At 69.9% G+C, this 16,078-nt stretch carries 14 protein-coding genes; 8 read left to right on the top strand and 6 right to left on the bottom strand.

The features are described from left to right. Window positions 1-76: 76 nt before the first annotated feature. The 4 genes from M2317_RS09265 to M2317_RS09250 are packed head-to-tail and all read left to right on the top strand — an operon-like array spanning window position 77 to window position 5,713. Window positions 77-1,321 carry an XdhC family protein gene (locus M2317_RS09265; RefSeq protein WP_429459428.1) on the top strand — a complete coding sequence of 415 codons (1,245 nt, stop codon included), beginning with the start codon at window positions 77-79 and terminating at the stop codon, window positions 1,319-1,321. Further along, window positions 1,312-2,256 (top strand): FAD binding domain-containing protein, encoded by a 945-nt coding sequence (locus M2317_RS09260; RefSeq protein WP_429459426.1) that lies wholly within the window; start codon window positions 1,312-1,314, stop codon window positions 2,254-2,256. Before M2317_RS09265 ends, M2317_RS09260 begins: the two co-directional genes overlap by 10 nt. Further along, window positions 2,253-5,108 carry a molybdopterin-dependent oxidoreductase gene (locus tag M2317_RS09255; protein WP_429459425.1) on the top strand — a complete coding sequence of 952 codons (2,856 nt, stop codon included), beginning with the start codon at window positions 2,253-2,255 and terminating at the stop codon, window positions 5,106-5,108. The genes M2317_RS09260 and M2317_RS09255 overlap by 4 nt, the downstream gene beginning before the upstream one ends. Further along, entirely contained in the window at window positions 5,105-5,713 is a 609-nt protein-coding gene (locus M2317_RS09250) for a nucleotidyltransferase family protein (protein ID WP_429459424.1), read from the top strand. The genes M2317_RS09255 and M2317_RS09250 overlap by 4 nt, the downstream gene beginning before the upstream one ends. A 461-nt stretch (window positions 5,714-6,174) precedes the next feature. Here the strand turns inward: M2317_RS09250 and M2317_RS09245 are convergent, their stop codons facing one another. Both M2317_RS09245 and M2317_RS09240 read right to left on the bottom strand, forming a co-directional pair. Continuing rightward, window positions 6,175-7,683: an NCS2 family permease gene (locus M2317_RS09245; RefSeq protein ID WP_429459422.1), complete on the bottom strand. Its 1,509-nt coding sequence runs from the start codon at window positions 7,681-7,683 to the stop codon at window positions 6,175-6,177. A 102-nt stretch (window positions 7,684-7,785) separates the two neighbouring features. After that, complete coding sequence (locus M2317_RS09240) at window positions 7,786-8,283, bottom strand: nucleoside deaminase (RefSeq protein WP_429459577.1); 498 nt, start codon at window positions 8,281-8,283, stop codon at window positions 7,786-7,788. A gap of 276 nt (window positions 8,284-8,559) precedes the next feature. Here M2317_RS09240 and moaA point away from each other — a divergent pair, with 276 nt between their 5' ends. Next, window positions 8,560-9,657, top strand: coding sequence for a GTP 3',8-cyclase MoaA (gene moaA, locus M2317_RS09235; RefSeq protein WP_429459420.1), 1,098 nt, complete (start codon window positions 8,560-8,562; stop codon window positions 9,655-9,657). Window positions 9,658-9,689: 32 nt separating this feature from the next. After that, window positions 9,690-10,364, top strand: coding sequence for an NRDE family protein (locus tag M2317_RS09230; protein ID WP_429459418.1), 675 nt, complete (start codon window positions 9,690-9,692; stop codon window positions 10,362-10,364). Between the two features lie 66 nt (window positions 10,365-10,430). Here the strand turns inward: M2317_RS09230 and M2317_RS09225 are convergent, their stop codons facing one another. Together M2317_RS09225 and M2317_RS09220 are read right to left on the bottom strand one after the other, a co-directional pair. Further along, window positions 10,431-11,591, bottom strand: a complete 1,161-nt coding sequence (locus tag M2317_RS09225) for an endo-1,4-beta-xylanase (RefSeq protein WP_429459416.1) — start codon at window positions 11,589-11,591, stop codon at window positions 10,431-10,433. Between the two features lie 208 nt (window positions 11,592-11,799). Then, window positions 11,800-12,768, bottom strand: coding sequence for a GlxA family transcriptional regulator (locus tag M2317_RS09220; RefSeq protein ID WP_429459575.1), 969 nt, complete (start codon window positions 12,766-12,768; stop codon window positions 11,800-11,802). 101 nt (window positions 12,769-12,869) lie between these two features. Between M2317_RS09220 and M2317_RS09215 the strand changes: the two genes are divergently transcribed. After that, window positions 12,870-13,037 carry a hypothetical protein gene (locus M2317_RS09215; protein WP_429459414.1) on the top strand — a complete coding sequence of 56 codons (168 nt, stop codon included), beginning with the start codon at window positions 12,870-12,872 and terminating at the stop codon, window positions 13,035-13,037. 30 nt (window positions 13,038-13,067) lie between these two features. Further along, window positions 13,068-13,589, top strand: coding sequence for a hypothetical protein (locus tag M2317_RS09210; protein WP_429459413.1), 522 nt, complete (start codon window positions 13,068-13,070; stop codon window positions 13,587-13,589). Between the two features lie 10 nt (window positions 13,590-13,599). Here M2317_RS09210 and M2317_RS09205 read toward each other — a convergent pair whose 3' ends face one another. Next, window positions 13,600-14,727, bottom strand: coding sequence for an AI-2E family transporter (locus M2317_RS09205; RefSeq protein ID WP_429459411.1), 1,128 nt, complete (start codon window positions 14,725-14,727; stop codon window positions 13,600-13,602). 133 nt (window positions 14,728-14,860) lie between these two features. Continuing rightward, window positions 14,861-16,075 carry a glycosyltransferase family 4 protein gene (locus tag M2317_RS09200; protein WP_429459409.1) on the bottom strand — a complete coding sequence of 405 codons (1,215 nt, stop codon included), beginning with the start codon at window positions 16,073-16,075 and terminating at the stop codon, window positions 14,861-14,863. Between the last annotated feature and the right edge of the window lie 3 nt (window positions 16,076-16,078).

The raw sequence follows: 16,078 nt of genomic DNA, 5'->3' as shown, positions 1-16,078 counted from the left end.
AGGCGGGTTACATCTGTGAACCATCTACCGGGCACCCCGCTGCGAAGACGCAGCGGATTGCGACCCGGAGGTTCCCATGCTCGACCGCATCGCCGACTACACCGAATGCCTGGCCGACCCCGGCCGCTGGGCGATCGCCACGATCGTCGAGGTCTCCGGATCCGTGCCCCGCCCCGCGGGCACGTCCATGGCCGTCCGCGACGACGGCCGCACGATCGGCTCGGTCTCCGGCGGGTGCGTGGAGGGCGCCGTCGTCAGCGCGGCCCTGGACTGCCTCGAAACCGGAGAGGTCGAGCTGCACTCGTTCGGGTACGCGGACGACGACGGTATCGAGATCGGGCTGATGTGCGGCGGCGACGTGCGCGTGCTCGTGCAGCCGCTGGTCACGTTCGGACCGGACGTGCTCGCGACCCTCGCTTCGCCGGCATCCGACCTGCGCCTGGTGCGCGAGCTGCCCGCGATCGGCACCACCGGTGTCCCGAGCGATCTCAACCGGATCCGAGGAGAACGCGCAGACGGACGGACGATTCCCGTGGGTCGCTCCAGGCGCACCCACGCGGATGCGACGACTGCCTGCGCGTTCCGCGGCGCCGATGTCCCGCCGGAAGCCGGTGACGACGCGGTGCGCGCCGCCGCACGCGCGGGAGGTGCGCACGTGGTCGACATCACGGACCGGACGCAACCGGGCTGCCCGGTCGCGCGACGCCTGTTCGTCGAATCGGCGGCGGCCCCTGCCCGGTTGATCGTCTACGGCGCGAACGACTTCTCGGCGGCGCTCGCCCTGGCGGCGGCCGCCCTGGGCAGACACGTCACGGTCTGCGACGCACGGCCCGTCTTCGCGACGCGGGCACGGCATCCCGGGGCCCACGAGGTGGTCCGCATGCATCCGCTCCGGCACTTCGAACAGGAGCTGGATGCCGGCCGCATCGACGCCCGCACCGCGATCGTCGTACTCACCCACGACCCGCGCTTCGACCTGCCGGTGCTCGAGCGGGCGCTGCGGCTCGATCTCACCTACGTCGGCGCGATGGGGTCGCGCATCACGCACGAGAAGCGTGTGCAGGAACTGCGCGCCGGCGGTCTCGCGGACAGCGCGCTCTCCGTGCTGCATTCGCCGATCGGCCTCGATCTGGGCGCGCGCACCCCGGCGGAAGTGGCGGTGTCGATCCTCGCCGAGCTGATCCTCACCGAGACCGCCGCCCGCACCGGCATCGACGCCCCGCCCCGGCCGCGTCTGCGCGACACCCGCGGAGACGTGCACGACGGCTCGCGCATCTGCGCGACCGCCTCACTCGAGAGCGGGGTGCCGGCATGGACGTGACGTGCGTCGACGAGGTGCTGATGTGCGCCGATCCCGAGCAGTGGCTGCCCGGCGACTCCTGGCTCGCCGGCGGCACGGTCATCTACTCCTACGGCACCGATATCACCCGCGGTGCGCCGAACCGTCTGCTCGACATCACGGCATCCGGGTGGCCTGCGCTCACCTGGATCGCAGAACCGGGCGGCGGCCACGGACTCGAGATCGCCGCCACGTGCCGCATCGCCGATCTCTATGCGCTGCCAGACGGCATCCTGCCCGCTGATCTCCCGGGTATCGAGCTGATCCGGCCCGCCTGCGATGCGTTCGTCGCCTCCTGGAAGATCTGGCACGTCTCTACGGTCGGCGGCAACGTCGCCACCGCCCTGCCCGCGGGGCCGATGATCTCGCTGCTCAGCGCCTGGGACGCCACGGCGCTCATCCTGCGGCCGGACGGACGACGGCGGAGGATGCCGGTCGCCGAGCTGGTCGCAGGACCGGCGCGCAATCGGCTCGGCGACGGCGAACTGATCCGCAGCTTCCGCGTCCCGGGATCCTCGCTTCGCGAGGTGGCGGCATTCCGGCGCATCTCGCTCACCGAGCGGGGGCGCTCCGCCGCGCTGATCATCGGCCGGCGCACGTCGCAGGAGTCCGTGCGCCTGACCGTGACCGCATCGACGTTCCGGCCCGTCACCCTGGACCTCGGCCCATCGACAGGCTCAGGACCCCAGCGGATCCCCGCGGATGCCGGCGCCTGGCGCCGCGCGATCGACACCGCCGCGGGTGCGAACGGCGGCTGGTACGACGACATCCACGGCGAGCCGGCCTGGCGGCGCACCATGACGCATCGGCTCGGCGACGAGATCCTCGCCGAACTGCTGCCGGCGTCGGCGACCGGCGTGGATGACGCGCAGGAACGCGTCACCGGAGACATCAGGATGCGGAGGATGGCGGCATGACCATCGACATCGTCCCCTCCCCCACGACGGCCGACGACGCATCGGCAGACGGCTCCGACAGGCGCCAGGAAGCCACCGTCGACGGCCGCACCGTCGACGTCACCGCCGAACCGGGGCAGTGCCTGCGCACCTGGCTGCGCGACCAGGGCGCATACGGCGTGAAGAAGGGCTGCGACGGCGGCGACTGCGGCGCGTGCACCGTGATCGTCGACGGCGAAGCCGTGCACAGCTGCGTCTACCCCGCGCACCGCGCGGCCGGACGCGACATCGTCACCGTGCAGGGGCTCGGCACCCCCGAGCATCCGCATCCGGTGCAGGAGCAGTTCCGCCGCGCCGCCGGATTCCAGTGCGGGTTCTGCACGGCCGGCATGGTGTGCACCGTGGCGTCCCTGCCGCGGGTCGCCGATCCTCGGACCGGCGAGCCCGTGATCGACACCGCCGACCTCGACCGCACGCTGAAGGGCAGCATCTGCCGCTGCACCGGCTACCGCAGCATCGACGATGCCGTGCACGGCCGGACCAACATCGACGACCGCGCGGGCGGCGTGGGATCGGCCACGGGGGCACCTGCCGCGGTGGGCGTGGTCACCGGCACCGTGCAGTACACGATGGACGTCGACCCCGACGAGCTGCCTGCGCCCCTCCTCTACGCCGCCGTCGTGCGCAGCCCGCACCCGCACGCGCGGGTGGTTCGCGTCGACACCGCACGCGCGCTCGATGCCCCAGGGGTCGTCACCGTGCTCACCCGCGCGGATGCCCCGCAGACGGTGTTCTCGACCGCGCAGCACGAGATCGAGGCCGACGACCCCGCCGACACCCGGGTGTTCGACGAATACGTGCGGTTCGTCGGTCAGCGGGTGGCGCTGGTGGTCGCGGAGTCGCAGCGGGACGCGGACCGTGCGGCACGTCTGGTCGCGGTGGAGTACGAGGTGCTGCCGTTCAACACCGACCCCGAGCTGGCCGACCATCCCGACGTCATCGCGCTGCACGGCCCCACGTCCCCCGGGGGCGGGAGCGTCGAGGGCCTGGCCGATCCGACGCGCAACCTCGTCATGGAGCTGCACTCCGAGGTCGGCGACCTGCAGTCGGCGCTGGCGGCATCCGACATCGTCGAGGAGCGGGAGTTCCACACCCACCGGGTCTCGCACACAGCGCTGGAGACGCACGGCTCGATCGCGTGGCGCGACGCGGGCGGACGCTTCGTCGTGCGCAGCAGCACCCAGGTGCCGTTCCTCGTGCGACGCACGCTGGCGCGTGTCTTCGGTCTCGACAAGGACGACGTCCGCGTCTACACCGGCCGGGTCGGCGGCGGCTTCGGCGGCAAGCAGGAGGTGCTCACCGAGGACCTGGCGCTGCTGGCGACCATGGCGACGGGCCGGCCCGTGCGGGTGGAGTTCTCGCGCAAGGAGGTGCTGACGGCCACCACGGTGCGGCATCCGTTCCGCATCCGCGTGCGCATGGGAGCGACAGCCGACGGCACGATCACCGGCATCGGCGTCGATGTGCGTTCGAACACCGGCGCGTACGGCAATCACGGCCCAGGGGTGATGTTCCACGGGGTCGGCGAATCGATCGCCGTGTACCGGGCAGTGGCGAAGAGGATCGACGCCGACGTCGTCTACACCAATACCGTGCCCTCCGGCGCGTTCCGCGGGTACGGCCTCAGTCAGATGATCTTCGCGATCGAATCGACGGTCGACGAGCTCGCTCGCAGGCTCGGCATCGACCCCCTGGACTTCCGGCGGGCGAACCTCATCGGTGCCGACGATGCGATGGTCGCCGCGCACGAGGAACCCGACCTGCTGATCGGCAGCTACGGCCTCGACGAGTGCGTCTCGATCGTCCAGGATGCCCTGGCGCGCGACCGGGCAGCCGATGCCGCGGTGCTCGAACCCGGCTGGCGCATGGGCGAGGGGTCGGCGGTCGCCATGATCGCCACTGTGCCGCCGCGCGGTCATCACGCCCACGTGGCTCTGCGACTCGACGCCGACGGCGTGGTCACGCTCGATGTCGGCACCGCCGAGTTCGGCAACGGGACCTCGACGGTGCACCAGCAGATCGTGGCGACCGTGCTGCAGAGCGACACCCGCCGGGTGCGACTACGCCAGTCCGACTCGGACCTCGTGCCGCACGACACGGGCGCCTTCGGCTCGACCGGCACGGTCGTCGCCGGCCGCGCCACCCACGCCGCGGCGAGCGCGCTCGCGACGATGCTGCGGGATCGGGCCGCCGTCCTGCTGAGCGCCCCGCCGGCCGAGTGCATCCTGACGGGCGACCGCGTCGTGCGCGGCGGCTCCGCCGTGACGCTGCAGGAGATCGCGGCCGCGGCCGACGACGACGTCATCGAGGCCACCGGATACTGGGGCGGCACACCGCGCTCCGTCGCCTTCAACGTGCAGGGATTCCGGGTCGCGGTGAACGAGGCGACCGGCGAGCTGCGCATCCTGCGCTCGATCCACGCAGCGGACGCCGGAGTCGTCGTCAACCCCGAGCAGTGCCGTGGCCAGATCGAAGGCGGAATCGCCCAGGGGATCGGAGCCGCGCTGCACGAGATCGTTCGAGTCGACGATGCAGGACGGGTCGTCTCCGACATCCTCCGCCAGTATCACGTACCCGTCTTCGGCGACGTGCCGCGCTCGGAGATCTCGTTCGCCCGCACCTCGGACGTGCTCGGCCCGCTGGGCGCCAAGTCGATGAGCGAGTCGCCGTTCAACCCGATCGCGCCCGCGCTGGCTTCGGCGATCCGCGACGCGACCGGCATTCGGATGACCCGCACCCCGTTCACGCGCGACCGCATCCATGCCGCCGTGGTCTCCCGAGATGCGGATGCCGGCGCGGAGGCGGGCGCGTGACGCTGCATCACCGGCACGCGATCGTGCTGGCCGCCGGACGCGGCATGCGCCTCGGCCGCGGGCCGAAAGCGCTGCTGACCTGGAACGACGAGGTGCTCGTGACGAGGACGGCACGAGCGGCGGCTCTCGCAGGCTGCAGTGTGACGGTCGCCGTGTGCCCGGAGGCCACCGCCGTCCGGCGCTGGCTGCGTACGCGATCGCCGTCTGCGCAGGTCGTGCACGTGCCCGATGCCGACCTCGGCATGTCGGCGTCGCTGCGCGCCGCGGTGCGCCCGCTGCGCGTGGCCGCATCCCGTCCGCGCGCGGTCATCGTGCTGCTGGTCGATCAGCCGGGCGTGAGTGTGCAGGTCATGCGCCGGCTGCTCGACGCCCATCTGCCCGGACGGGCGACCCGTGCCGCGTGGAACGGCGCGCCCGGGAACCCTGTGGTATTCGACACGGCCGACCTGGTCGATGCCGCAGCACTCGCCGAAGGCGATGCCGGCGCCCGCGCGTGGTTGTCTCAGCGTCCGCACCTCATCGACGATGTCGAGTGCGCGGACGTCGGATCCGGCGGCGACATCGATCTGCCCGCGGACCTGGCGGCCTGGCCCGAGATCAGCTGACCGCATCCGCACACCCGCATCCGCACCCGCGCACCCGTCCTCGCGTCACCCGTCCCCACGTCACCCGTCCCCGCGTCACCCGTCCCCGCGTCACCGTCCCCGCGTCACCCGTCCCCGCGTCACCGTCCCGCGTCACCCGTCCCCGCGTCACCGTCCCGCGTCACCCGTCCCCGCGTCACCGTCCCGCGTCACCCAGGCCGATCTTCCGGTCGCAGTTCATGTCGCTTCCGCGTTCTGTCCGAGCGTTCCGGTCGCAGTTCATGTCGCTTCCGCGTCCTGTCCGAACGTTCCGGTCGCAGTTCATGTCGCTAAGGCCGCGTCATAGCGACACGAAGTGCGACCCGAAGCATCGGGAACACGGTCGCACACGCGACGGATGCCGCGTGTGATCGCCCGCGGCATCCGGAATCACGCGGAAGACCCCCGGAGCCGAAGCTCCGGGGGTCTTCTGCGGACGCGTCTCAGCCCGCGAGGACCTGTTCGATCGGTCCGCGCACGAAGTACAGTGCGAAACCGGCGGCGACGACCCACATCAGCCAGTGCACCTTGCGGGCGCGACCGGAGAGCGCGTTGATGAGAGCCCAGGAGATGAAGCCGACGCCGATGCCGTTGGCGATCGAGTAGGTGAGCGGCATCGTCACGATCGTGAGGAACACCGGCAGCGCGACGGCGAAGTTGGTGAACTTGATCTCCTTGATCTGGCCCATCATCATCGCACCGACCACCACGAGAGCCGCGGATCCCACCTCGATCGGCACCACGAGCGTCAGCGGCGTGAAGAACATCGACAGCAGGAACAGGATGCCGACGACGACCGCCGCGAGACCCGTGCGCGCCCCCTCGCCGATGCCGGACGCACTGTCGACGTAGACGGTGTTCGACGAGGTCGAGGTCGCGCCACCGGCGACGGCCCCGAGACCCTCGACGACGAAGGCCGAGCGCAGGCGCGGGAAGGTGCCGTCCTTGTACGCGAGGCCGGCGTTCTTCGCCAGACCCGTCATGGTCCCCATCGCGTCGAAGAAGTTGGAGAACACCAGCGTGAACACGAGCATGGTCGCAGCCAGAGCGCCGATGCGGCCGAAGGAGCCGAAGAGGTCGAACTGCCCGATCAGCCCGAAGTCGGGGATGGTCACGAACGAACTCGGCAGTTCGGGGATGGTCATGTGCCATCCGCTCGGGTCCTCGAAGCTCGGTCCGAGTTTGAGGATCGCCTGCGCGATGATCGCCACGATCGTGGTCGCCACGATGCCGATCAGGATGCCGCCCGGTACTTTGCGCGCGACCAGCACGCCGATCAGCACGAGGCCGAGCAGGAAGATGAGCGTCGGCACCGAGGTGATCGACCCGGCGTCGCCGAGCTGCACGGGCGGGCCGCCGGGGGTGCGGGTGACGAAGCCGGAGTCGACGAACCCGATGAACGCGATGAACAGGCCGATGCCGACTGTGATCGCGGCCTTCAGCTGTGCGGGCACCGCGTTGAAGATCGCGGTGCGGATGCCGGTGGCTCCGAACAGCACGATCAGGAGTCCGTTGATCACCACCAGCCCCATCGCCTCCGGCCAGGTGACCTGACCGACGACCGAGACCGCGAGGAAGGAGTTGATGCCGAGGCCGGCCGCGAGCGCGAACGGCAGACGTGCGATCAGGCCGAAGAGGATCGTCATGACTCCGGCGGTGAGGCCGGTGGCCGCCCCGATCTGGGCCGGATCGAGCGCGTTGCCGGCGACGTCGTCGACGCCGGCGAGGATGAGCGGATTCAGGATCACGATGTACGCCATCGTGACGAAGGTGACGATGCCGCCGCGGATCTCACGGGCGAACGTCGATCCGCGCCGGGTGATCTCGAAGAAGCGGTCGACGGCATTCCTTGGCTCGGCGTCGACCGTGGTCGTGGCGCCGGTGGCCAGGGGCGGGAGCTCCGGCGCGGGGGTCGCGCCGGTCTCTGGGTCGTTGAAGACATGTGAAGACATCGTCGGCTCCAAGCGGTTGTCATGCGGAAGGGATGGGAAGGGTCGCCGGATGTCGAGACGGCAGACGTCGGGACGGGCGGGGTGGGTCTGCGGCGGGTGCCGTCAGTAGTCGATGCGGGACGAGTTGCCGTTCCACTCGGTGAACGGAGCGACACGCTCCTCAGCGGGCAGGTGCTCCTGGCCGACCGGCATGATCGCTCGGTCGTCCTCACCGCCCTCGAAGTAGCGGTAGAACACCGCGTCGTCGAAGCCGGCTGCGGCCGCGTCATTGCGGTCGGCGGCGAAGTAGACCCGGTCGATGCGGGCCCAGAGCGAGGTGGCGAGGCACATCGGGCAGGGCTCGCAGCTCGTGTAGAGCGTGGCGCCCGTGAGATCGAAGGTGCCGAGCCCCTGGCAGGCGTTGCGGATCGCCGTCACCTCGGCGTGCGCCGAAGGATCGAGATTCGCTGTCACTCTGTTGAGACCCTCGAAGACCCGCCCATCCGCCGAGACGACGATCGCGCCGAACGGACCTCCGGCGTTGCGGACGTTCTCTGTGGCGAGCGCGACGGCCCTGGCCAGGTATTCGGCCGGTGTGGGCTGCGAATCGGTGACGGACATGCTGATGCTGCTCATGAAGGCTTCCTTGCTGTCGTCGCAGTGATACGGCTTCCGTTCGGACCTGCCCGTGGCCAGATCGTCCCTCGAGATATACGTCGAACCGCTAGGTTTTGCTTCCTGCGCCAGCCGACCCTCGTTGGTCGCCCGGCGGTTCGACTGTAACAGCGCGCTCCGGATGCGTCCAGACCTTTCTGAAACATGTTTTCCGAGATGCGAGATTCTGCGGCCGACCGTCGGGTCCCACCGGTGTAGTGTTGCCCCTCGAAAGGGGCGATCATGTCCGACCGGTCGACAGCTGCGCTCACGCCGCGGGCGCCGGGCGCGTCGCGCCTGCCCGCGACGGGAACCCTCTCCGATCGTCACCGCCGGCCTCTGCACGACCTGCGCATCTCCGTGACCGATCGCTGCAACTTCCGCTGCGTGTACTGCATGCCCCGAGAGGTGTTCGGCACGGAGTACGCGTTCCTCGATCGCGACGAACTGCTCAGCTTCGAGGAGATCGAGCGCATCGCGCGGGTCGCGGTCGCCCACGGCGTGCGCAAGCTGCGCCTCACCGGGGGCGAACCGCTCCTGCGCCGCGGCCTCGAAGATCTGATCGCCCGATTGGCGGCCCTGCGCACGCCCGAAGGCGGACGCATCGAGATCGCGCTCACCACGAACGGCTCGGCCCTGACGGTCAAGGCCCAGGCGCTGAAGGATGCCGGGCTCGACCGGCTCACCGTATCGATCGACTCCCTCGACGACGGGCTGTTCCAGCGCATGAACGATGTGCGCTTCCCGGTCTCGCGCGTGCTGGACGGCATCGACGCCGCCCATGCCGCCGGTCTCGACCCGATCAAGCTGAACATGGTCGTCAAACGCGGGCTCAACGACGGCGAGATCGAAGCGATGGCCGCTCATTTCAAGGACACCCCGTACACGCTGCGCTTCATCGAGTACATGGACGTCGGCACGTCGAACGGCTGGGCACTCGAGGAAGTCGTGCCCGCCGCCGAGATCGTCGAGCGGATCGGCAGGCTGTTCCCCCTCGAGCCCGTCGATGCCGTGGTCGCCGGTGAGACCGCGCAGCGATGGCGCTACGTCGACGGCGGCGGCGAGATCGGCCTCATCTCGTCGGTGACGAACGCCTTCTGCGGCACCTGCAACCGGGCGCGGATCTCGACCGAGGGAAAGCTCTTCACCTGCCTGTTCGCGACCGAGGGCCACGATCTGCGTGCCCTGCTGCGCGGCGGCGCTGATGACGACGAGCTCTCGGCGGCGATGGCATCGATCTGGGCAGGCAGAGACGATCGCTACTCCGAGATCCGTGCCACGCTCACGCCCGAGCTGCGCGAGAAGCGCCAGCGGATCGAGATGAGCTACATCGGCGGATGACGGCCGTCGCGTGCGCGGATAGGCTGGCGACCGTGTGCACCGTGGTGATCGACGTGGCGGATGCCGGAAGCTCGCGCCTCCTGGCCGTACGGGATGAGGATCCCCAGCGCGCGTGGGATCACGTCGGCGCGTGGTGGCCTGCCGAGTACCCGGGCGTCATCGGCATCCGGGACCGCCGCGCGGGCGGAGCCTGGCTCGCGGTGAATCCCGCCGAGCATCGCCTCGCCGTGCTGCTCAATCGTGCGGACGTGCTCGATCTGCCGGACGCGGCATCCCGCGGATCGCTCGCGCTCGAGTCGGTGATGGGCCGCTCTCCCACCGGCATCCCGCAAATGCACGGCTTCAACCTGCTCGAGGCGACTCCGGATGCCGCGCGCGTGATCTCCTGGGACGGGATCGCGCTGCGCGAGACCCCGATCGCCCCCGGGGTGCACATGATCGCGCATGACGACCTCGACGACCCGGCGACTGCGCGTATCGCCGCCTGGCTGCCGCGGTTCCGTGCGACGGATCCGGATGCGTGGGTGCCGCTGCTCGCCGAGACGACCGAGCTGTCGGCCGAGGACGACCGCGCGATCATCCGTGACAACCGGCCGCACGGCTATCCGACGCAGTCCCTGCTGTTCTGCACGGCGACCGTGTCGGATGCCGGGGTGCAGGTGCACGACGAGGCGCTCCCGTCCCCCGGCCACTGGAAGGCGGAGTGAGCTCGAATCGCTCGATTGACCCGCGATCCTCCCGGATCAGGGTCAATCGAGCGATTCGAACCGGGATCAGCGACGCGGGGACGTCCCCGGAGTCGCCTCGGTGAGCGACTCGAGCATCGCGTGGAACGCGGGCTTCGGCGTGAAGTCGTCCTCGAACGGCGTCGCCCAGCCTTCGCCGGGGAAGACGTCGGGCACCCAGGAGTTCGCGTCCGGGAACCCCCAGACCGTGAACGACGAGCACGCATCGACGTTCAGACAGGCCTGGAGCAGGGCGTCGTAGCGCTCGGTCTGAGCCGCGACCTGTTCGGCGGTCGGACCGGTCTCGCCGTCCAGGAGCGGGATGCGGACGTCGGCCTCGGTGATGGCGACGTTGAGCCCGAGTGCAGCGAAGCGCTCGAAGTTCGCCTGCAGCGAGGTGTCGAAGCCGTACTGCAGGCTCAGGTGCGCCTGCGCACCGAAGCCGCCGAGCGGAGCTCCCCGGTCGAGCATCTCCTGCGCGAGCGCGTAGTACGCGTCGGTCTTCTCGTTGATGCCCTCGGCGTTGTAGTCGTTGAGGAAGAGCACGGCATCCGGATCCGCCTCATGCGCCCACGTGAACGCGTCCACGAGCAGACCGACCGGATCATCGGCGCATGCTTTCAGGAACGGGTTCGCCTCGGTGCGCAGCTTCACGCCGCCGTTGTCCCATGTGTCCTGGAAGATCTCGTTCGCGACGTCCCACTCGTAGATCTCGCCCTTGAAGTGACCGACCACGGTGCGGATGTGATCTTCGAGCACGGCACGCGCGTCGTCGCACGTCCATGTTCTGCTCGCCTCGGTGACCCACGCCGGGTTCTGGCTGTGCCAGAGCAGCGTGTGCCCGCGGACCTCCTGGTGGTTCGCCTTCGCAAAGGCGACCAGGGCGTCAGCGGATTCGAAGTCGTACGTGTCGGCGGTCGGACGCAGCGCGTCCCACTTCATGTCGTTCTCCGGCGTCAGCGACGAGAACTGAGCACCGAGGACGCGCTGGTACTCGGTGGGCGCCTTGCGGTCGTAGTCCATCAGCTGGTTCCGCCCCCAGACCGCGCTGCCGATGGCGAGGTCGGCGGGGGCCTGGTTGCGCAGTGCGCCCTTGTCGGCGTTGCTGAATCCCGGAGGCGTGGCGTTGGCCGCGGTCACGGCGCACAGCGGCAGCACCAGGGCTGCGGTGGCGGTGGCCACCAGAATCGATCGGATCGATCGGCGCATGGAGATCTCCTGACATCATCGTCGTCCGCGACGCCGTGCTGCGTCGCGTATGTTTGCGTTCGCAACAAAAGATAGGACGGCGGGATGCCGAGACGCAAGAGTTTCGGAAAACTATCGGAAGTCTTTCCGCTCCGTCGCCACAAGCTCGGCCCGGGCGCGGCGCACACCGTCACGCACGTCCGCCCGCAGATCACGGGCGGCCCGAGGCTCAGGCCGCGGACTCGTCCCGCGTGCACGAGAACGTCGCGCGATAGGCCGTCGGGGTCGTGCCGAGCACGCGGGCGAAGTTCTGCCGCAGGACGGCGGCGGATCCGAACCCGCACTCCGCGGCGATGCGGTCGAGGCCGAGATCGGTGCGCTCCAGCATCCGCTGCGCCTGGATGATGCGCTGCCGAGCCAGCCAGGCCGCCGGCGTCGCGCCGTGCTCGGCCTTGAACCGACGAGCGAACGTCCGCGGCGACATGTGCGCGCGGTGCGCGAGCTGCTCGACCGAGAGGTCCTCACGGAGGTTCTCGATGGCCCAGTCGGTGACGAGCGCGAGCGAGTCGCTCTGCACGAGCGGCAGCGGACGATCGATGAACTGCGCCTGCCCGCCGTCGCGCTGCGGCGGCACCACCATGCGCCGCGCGACCCGGTTCGTGAGTTCGGCGCCGATCTCCTGGCGGAGCAGATGCAGGCAGGCATCCAATCCGGCGGCGGTCCCTGCACTGGTGATGATCCGCCCGTCCTGCACGAACAGCACGTCGGGGTCGACGTCGATCTGCGGGTACATCTCGGCCATGACGTCGGCATACATCCAGTGCGTCGTCGCCCGCCTGCCATCCAGGATTCCGGATGCCGCGAGGATGAACGATCCGCTGCACACGCTGAGCACCCACGCCCCGCGTTCATGCGCCGCGCGCACGGCATCGAGGATCAGCGGGTCGATGTCGCCCCAGCGCTCGCGCGGCAGCGGGCACACCACGACGAGGTCGGCGTCGTACGCGAACGCGAGGTCGTTCTCGACATTGATCGAGAACCCGAGCTTCGACCCGATCGCACCCGGGTGCGGCGCCACGACGCGGAAGTCGAAGTTCGGAACGCCGTCATCCGATCGATCGAGCCCGAACGCCTCGCAGGCGACGCCGAACTCGAACGGCGCGAATCCGTCCTGGACGATGCAGGCCACGGTCTCCATGAGCACCCTTTCTCCACCACCACCCATCATGGCAGTTTTACGACGGATCATGTCCATTCTGCCACTCGTGACGCGAATCACGCGAGCGTAGCGTTTCTGCCATGATCATCGTCACGCTCCTCATCGCCCTCTCCGTCTGGGGAATCGTCTGGACGATCATCGACGTGCGCCGCGACGGATACCGCCGACGCGACACCGACTGGACCCGTGTCGCCGGTCGCGACGACGACGCGCTGCGCCGGGCGGAGTCGGTGACCACCTATCGCTGAGCGCGCCACCCGGCGACTATGCTCGGCGTCATGAGCGACCCCCAGCAGCACCAGCAGCCACAGGTCCCGCCGTACGCGCAGCCGCAGCAGCCGTCATCCGGACCGTTCGCCGCACAGCCCGGCTACGGGGCACCGGCCGGCCAGCACGCACAGCCGCAGGGGTATCAGCTCAACGCGAGTTCGATGCCGTCGGGATACCCGTCTGCGGCCGGAGCCGGCAGCACCAATGCGCCGGGACGCCTCGGATTCATCTTCGGACTGATCGCTGTCGGGCTCGGGCTCGTCTCGACACTGGCCAACACGGCACTGATCTACAGCTACGACTACAGCAGCGGGTACGCGATGATCGAGGTCGCGAACTGGCTCGGCTCGTTCATCGTGCTCGCCGTCGCCGGTCTCGCCCTCGGCTTCGGGATCGCCGGGCTTCGACGGCCTGCTGCTCCGCACGGCCAGGCGGGCATCGCGGTCGGCATCGGCATCGCCGTCATCGTCGGGTCCCTCGGCAGCATCATCATCAACGGACTCGGCCGGGCGTTCATCGGCTACTTCTGAATCCTGCCGGTCACCGCGACCAGGGCCAGCGTCGCCGACGGCGCACGGGAGCCGGCGCCGGCTCCGGCTCCGGCGGCGGCACGGCGGAGTGATCCCCGGATGCCCACCGCAGCAGCAGGGCATCGGAGTTGCCCTCGAGCACGAGCGTCCGCGTGAGCAGCGTCAGCGGGATCGACAGGATCGCACCGAGCGGACCGATCACGAAGGTCCAGAAGATCACGGAGAAGAAGCTCAGCGTGAGGCTCAGGTCGACCGCATCGCTGACGAACTTCGGCTGCACCAGCACCTGCAGCACCACGTTGACGACGCTGTAGACGATCAGGACGCCCAGCAGCAGCGGCCAGTCGCCGACGAAGAACGCGAGGATCGCCGGCGGAATGACGCCCAGCACGAATCCGATGTTCGGGATGAAGTTCGTCACGAACGCCAGCACCGCCCAGACGACCGCGCCGGGGACGTTCATCGCCCACAGCGCCAGGCCGTCGATCACGGCGACGATCGCGCCGAAGGACGCATTGACGATGTAGTACCGGCGGATGCCGCTGTTCAGGTGCGCGATCCGCGCGATCACCGGTCCGTGCGTCGCGTGGAAGACAACGCCCGCCTGACGGTAGCGGGAGGCGTCGATCGCCATGAAGATGATGTACGCGAAGACGAAGAACAGTGCGGTCGCCACCGCGAGCACGGTTCCGCCGATGCTGGACGCCACCCTCAGCAGGGTCGCCGGGTCCAGAGCGGATGCCGCGGCATCCGCCGCCTCGCCGGCGACGCCGATCGACTCGAGCCAGCCGACCGTCTCGTCGAGGCGCTGCGACAGCCCGCCGTCGGCCGCGAGATCGACCACGAGGTGCGCGAACTGATTGCCCGCGAACCACAGCAGCAGCCCCATGATGCCGAGGACGATGTAGGCGACGGCGATCACGGCCGCCGATCCCGCCCAGGCCGGCCAGCCGCGGCGTTCGAGCGGGCGACGGAGCGGTTCGCAGATGACGACGATGACGATGGCGAGCGCGATGGGTCCGACGATCTCGCGCGCGAACGAGAGCCCGGCGATCACGACCACCGCCGCGGCCAGCGAGAGCAGTACGCGCAGGCTCGGCGAGAACGATCGGTCGGCGTAAGGTGCGGGGCTGGTCACGGGGCAAGCGTAACCGCTGCGTGTTGCGCAGAGCGCGCTGGCGCGCGCGGTGAAAGCGGCCGCAAACGGCCGCCTCACAAGCACGCACGCGACAGCTTGCGCCCCTGCTCGTCGAGTGGGGCCGGGAATCGGGTCAGCCCGCGAGGACCCGCTCGTACACGGCGATCATCGCGGCAGTCCGCGACGACTGCCGGAACGCCTCGGCGACCGCGGCATCCGGAACAGGAGCGGTGCCGCCGGCGATCTCGGATGCCGCGACCCGCAGCGTCTCGGCCAGCGCCGCCACCCGCTCGGGTTTGGCGGCATCCGATGCCGGCACGAGCCACTGTCCACCGCGCAGCTCCGCACCGATGTCCGGATCGCACACGATCGTCGGCGTGCCGAGGGCGGCGGCCTCGAAGGGGGTCATCCCCTGCGTCTCGAAGCCGATCGAGGTCTGCACCACGGCATCCGCCGCGGCGATGCGCGTCAGCGTCTCGGCATACGGCAGACGTCCGGCGAATCGGATGCCGTCGTGACCGCGCGCGATCCGCTCGGCCGCGCGCAGCTGGCCTCCGCCGCCGATGATCTCGATGTCGGCGTCGACGCCGGAGGCCACGACGGCCTCGAGGAAGGGCAGCAGGCGCTTCTCCGGGCTCATGCGTCCGAGCCAGACGAACCGCGGTCGACCGGGCTCGCGGGTGCCGCGCGTCGCGAGCACCCGATCGAGCAGGTCGTCGTCGATGCCGTTCCACACGACGTCCACGGCGTCGAACACTCCGTGCTGCTCGAGCCGGCGGGCGAAGTGCCCCGAGGGCGCGGTGACGGCGCCGGACTCCTGCGCGATCCCCCGCAGATACGCCCAGCCATCGGCACCGGGCACCTGCGCCCCGATCCCCCGCATCGCCGCGCGTCGCCACGCGTTGAGCACGGCGAGCACCGGGCGATGCAGCGGCGTGACGGCCGCGAGCCCGACATCCACGCGGTTGTGCATCGTGTGCACGACCGGGATGCCGTGACGATGCGCGAACCGGTGCCCGATGAAGGCACCCCAGAAGTCGGCCTGCACGTGCACGAGATCGACGGGTGGCCGCGAGACGAATGCACGATCCAGGTAGCGGTCGACGCGGTTGCCCGGCCAGGTCATCGAATACTCGCGGTCGAGCGTGATCGGCATCGACGGGGTGTCCAGGTAGGCGGGGTCGCCCTTCGACGAGCTCAGGGAACCGGACCGGGAGACGTGCATCCTCGGCGCCACGACCGTGACGGTGTGCCCGGCGCGCTCCAGGAACCGTCGCTGCAACCGCATCGAGACCTGCGCCCCGCCGAGCGAGTCGAGGTGCTGATCGCCGAACAGGACGATGTGCATGCC

It is taken from the genome of Microbacterium sp. ZKA21 (assembly GCF_050434165.1).
GTDB lineage: Bacteria > Actinomycetota > Actinomycetes > Actinomycetales > Microbacteriaceae > Microbacterium.
The sequence above is the reverse complement of the archived record's forward strand: the minus strand, read 5'-3'. Positions and strand labels throughout refer to the sequence as shown.